This is a genomic window from Streptomyces sp. NPDC055078 (genome assembly GCF_053607985.1).
Genome location: NZ_JBSGUP010000700.1, coordinates 1 through 4,180 on the forward strand (window position 1 = coordinate 1; position 4,180 = coordinate 4,180).

The 4,180-nt window shown below is 70.4% G+C and carries 3 protein-coding genes and 1 pseudogene; all 4 read left to right on the forward strand.

Going from position 1 to position 4,180, the window contains the following annotated elements:
- Window positions 1-498: pseudogene (locus ACWF94_RS35060) on the forward strand (ATP-binding protein); the annotation flags it as partial.
- A gap of 413 nt (window positions 499-911) precedes the next feature.
- Complete coding sequence (locus tag ACWF94_RS35065; protein WP_453498111.1) at window positions 912-1,703, forward strand: deazapurine DNA modification protein DpdA family protein; 792 nt, start codon at window positions 912-914, stop codon at window positions 1,701-1,703.
- Between the two features lie 81 nt (window positions 1,704-1,784).
- Entirely contained in the window at window positions 1,785-2,639 is an 855-nt protein-coding gene (locus ACWF94_RS35070) for a bifunctional DNA primase/polymerase (protein WP_453498117.1), read from the forward strand.
- Between the two features lie 3 nt (window positions 2,640-2,642).
- Entirely contained in the window at window positions 2,643-4,118 is a 1,476-nt protein-coding gene (locus ACWF94_RS35075) for an ATP-binding protein (protein WP_453498114.1), read from the forward strand.
- Window positions 4,119-4,180 lie beyond the last annotated feature (62 nt).

A 4,180-nucleotide genomic window follows, 5' to 3' on the forward strand; every position in this document is an offset into this window, starting at 1 on the left:
GCCCGCATGGCCTTGGGGGACAAGGCCGTCAACGGCGGCGCCGCCCCGCACAAGCTCCGTCAGGGCCTCGACAAAGGCACCGTGGTCGTCGCCGGAGACGGGGTCAAACTCGCCCCCGGACAGAGCAGCATCACGATCCGCACCCACTTCATCTCCGGTGAACACGCCGCAGAAGTCGCCGACCGCGCCAAGACCCGCCGGGCTGGAGTCACCACCCCGGCCGCCATGGACACCAGCGAGCAGGCGGACCCGCTCGCCGACATCGCGGAAGTCCTCGGAGACACCGCCCGGATGCGCACCCAGGAAGTCCTCCTGCGGCTCGCGGCGCTCGACCCGGCCGAGTACCGCGAGTGGACGTTCGCCGACCTCTCCCGCGTCCTCGAAGCCGTCGGAGCCAAGCCCCACAAGTCCGACGGTCACAAAGTCGTCAACCGGACCAAGGTCCTCGCGGCCCTCGACAACCGGGCCGACGACACCACGATCAGCCACGCAGAGTAAAGGGACCCCGCCAGGGACACAGGGAGTTCTCCCTGACCGGGTCCCTGAACCCCCATCCCTGCTCTGATCAGCACAGATCACCACCCCAGGGACCCAGGGACCCACCCCCGCAACCCCACGAAAACCCCCGGGAAACAGGGGTCCCGTCCCCCGGCCCGCATCCCTCCCTGTCACAACCCGTGACCACACCGGTCCGGCACACCATCTCCAACCCCCTACCCAAGGAGACCCGTATGTCCGGCCCCCGGGGCACCGGCAACACCAAACCCCCCAAGCCCCCCAGGACAGCACCCGACATGCCATGCGGACCCGCCCCGGGCCGCTGGAACCCCGAGAGCGGCCACAAGCCGTCAACCGCCCCCGTCACGATCCCCCACCGCCCGCGCCGCCCCAAAGCCTCCTGAGGAGAGCGCGTGTTGTTCTACCTCACGACTCACAAGCGGCATTGGGTCCGGCTCACGGACGTGCCGCTGTTCCTGAAGTCGGAGCACTTCACCGTGGCCCGGACCCCGCCGGTCGCGATCGGCCGGTACGCGGTCGACAGCGGGGGATTCTCGGAGCTCCAGCGTCATGGCCGCTGGACCCGCACTCCGCGCCAGTACATCCAGGACCTACGCCGGATCTGGGAGACCGTGGGCCCGTTCGACTGGGCCGCCCCCCAGGACTGGATGTGTGAAGACCTCATCATCCACGGCGGCACCGCCGGACCGCTCACCTTCGCTGGAACCGGTCTCAGCGTGCTGGAGCACCAACACCGGACGGTCGCGAACTTCCTGGAGCTCCGGTCCGTGGCCCCGGAGTTGCGGATCATCCCCGTACTCCAGGGCCGCACGGTCCCCGACTACGAACACTGCCGGAACCTCTACGAGCGCGCCGGCATCGACCTCACCCGCGAACCCACCGTGGGACTCGGGTCGGTCTGCCGTCTCCAGTCCACCGCCGAAGGCGCGGCCATCGTCACCGCCATGGCCGCCCACGGGCTGCGCCTGCACGGCTTCGGGTTCAAGACCCTGGGCCTGGCCAAGGTCGGGCACCTGCTCGCATCCGCAGACTCCGCAGCCTGGTCCTACCACGCCCGCCGCCGCCCGCCCCTGCCCGGCCACACCCACCTGAACTGCGCCAACTGCCTGCCCTACGCCCTCAACTGGCGCACCCACGTCCTGAGCGCCCTTCCCGCCTGGCAGCAACCCGAACTCGCTGCCTAACAACGAGAGCGGCCCCCACTCACGCCAATGACCGGGGCCGCTCTCGTCTCCCAGCACTCACGAGAACTGGAGACACCCAGCATGACCCATGACCGCAAGGCCGCGCTGCTGCATACAGCGCTGAAGCTCGCCGAAGCGGGTGTGCCCGTCCTGCCCCTGCGCGCCGGGAAACTCCCCCTCGGCAACTGCCGCTCCTGCGCTGGCAGCGCCTGCGGAGACCGGCCCCACATGAAGGCGGCAGGCACCTGCCAGTGCCCCGCCCCGTGCCACGGGTGGGCCGCCGCCACCACCGACCCCGCCGTTCTCACCTCCCCCGCATGGACCCCGGGATGGCGACAGGCCGCCGCCATCGCCTACCACCCCGGCGGGGCGGACCTGACCGTCGTGGACCTGGACGACCCCCGCGCCATCGCCTGGGCCCGCGAAACCCTCCCCGCCACCCGGACCGTGCCCACCACACGCGGCGAACACTGGATCTACCAGGGCACCATGCGCTCAGCGAACGGCGTCCGCCCCGGCGTCGACATCAAATCCTTGATGCAGTACGCCCGCTGGCTCGGACCCGGCACCGGCACCCTCACACCCCTGCCGGACGCTGTCCGGGCCCTGGTCGTGCGGGAGGACCCCACCCCTGCCCGCGCCCGGGGCGTCATCTCCGTGTCCGCACCGGGCGGGGGCGGGGAGTGCCGGCACCGCTCCCCCGTCTACCTGGAGCGCGGTATCGCCATGGCTGAGCAGCGCATCACCAGCGCCCGGAGTGCCGTGCACACCACGGTGTACGGGGTGTTTCTCGCTGTCCTGTCCACCCATGGCCGGTGCGGCTGCCTCACCGATGCTCACATGGAGCGGCTGTTCACCGCCGCGCACGCCAAGGGGGAGTCCGCTCGGCACTGCGCCGATGCCTGGACCAACGCCCGCACCGCGCTGGGGCTGTGACCGGTGTCCGACGACGAGAAGACCCCGGCCCGGCAGATCATCACCGACTACGCGCAGCAGCACTTCCGGTACTTCCGCACCGCCGACGGCACCGTCTACGCGCAGAAGAACCGCCACCCTGTGGCCCGCCCGATCCGCTCCCAGGGCACCACGGGCAGCCACCGGCAGGAACTCATGGTCGGCATGTTCAAGGACGGGGTGGGCGTCTTCAACGGCACCGCGCTGAAAGAGGCGCTGGACCTGATCGAGGCGCTGGCGCTGACGGAGGACACCCAGGCAGTGAACATCCGCGTCGCCCCCGGATTCGACGGGGCCACGTGGCTGGACCTGGGCCGCGAGGACGGGCAGTCCGTCCGCATCCATCCCAACGGGTGGGACATCGCCATCCCGGACCCGCGTGAGGTGTGCTGGCGGCGCACCCAGCTCACCGGGGAACTGCCCCTACCGGCCAAGGACACCGAGGGCAAGGGCATCGACCTGCTGATGCGGCTGTGCAACTTCGCCAACGCCGAGACCGAGTGCCTGTCCATCGCCTGGCTCATCGGCTGCCTCGGACCCTCCGTCCCCGTCCCCGCCCCCTTCCTCACCGGGCCGCAAGGCGCGGGGAAGTCGACCGGTGGGCGGATGCTGGTGCGGATCATTGAGGGGATGAGCGGTGACCTGCGCAGGGCGCCGAAGGACGAGGAGAACCTGATCGCGGCCGTGGCCGCCGGGTGGGTCACCGCGCTGGACAACCTTTCCCACATGAGTCCGGAGCTGTCCGACGCCATGTGCTGCATCGTCACCGGAGCCGAGTCCGTTAAGCGGGCCCTGTTCACCGACGGGGACGTCTTCCGCGTCGGCTACCGCCGCCCCCTTCTCCTGACCGGCATCGACGTGGGGATCATCCGGCCCGACTTCGCGGAGCGGCTCCTGCCTCTGCGGCTGGAACGGCCGACCGTCCGGCGCACCGAGGCCGAACTCTGGGCGGAGTACGAGGAAGTCCTGCCCATCGTCCTCGGCTCGCTCCTGGACCTCGCGGTCAAGGTCCGGGCCGCCGACGCGGAAACGCCCACCGATCTGCGCATGGCGGACTTCGCCCACCTGTGCGCACAGCTCGACACCGCCACCGGCCTCGGGGCGCTCACCGCGTACCGCGCGAGCCTGGACGACCTGAACGACGACGTCATCGAAGGCGACCTGCTCGCGCAGACCGTACTCCAGCACGCCGACACCATGACCCCCGGCGCAGAGCAGCGCATGACCTCCACCGAGTGGCTGCACTGCCTCAGCCGCCTCTACAGCGGCGACGAACTGCGTTCCCTGCCTAAAGGGTGGCCGACAACCGGCAAGGTGCTCTCCGACCGTCTCAAGCGCCTTCAGCCCACCCTCGCGGCCCGGGGGGTGCTCATCGACAGCGGCCGGACCCGTGAGGGCCGTTACCTCGAAATGACCCGCCAGGGCGCACCACCGTCGGCCGAGCAGTCGACAGCGTTCTGACGCACCGTCCGGTCACCGCGAACAGCAAGAGGAGCACGCCGCCGCGGGTGCTCCTCTTGCTC

Bases quoted from the DNA above. Each gene is read 5' to 3' on its own strand.
- ACWF94_RS35070 (WP_453498117.1), top strand. From the start codon at position 1,785: ATGACCCATGACCGCAAGGCCGCGCTGCTGCATACAGCGCTGAAGCTC.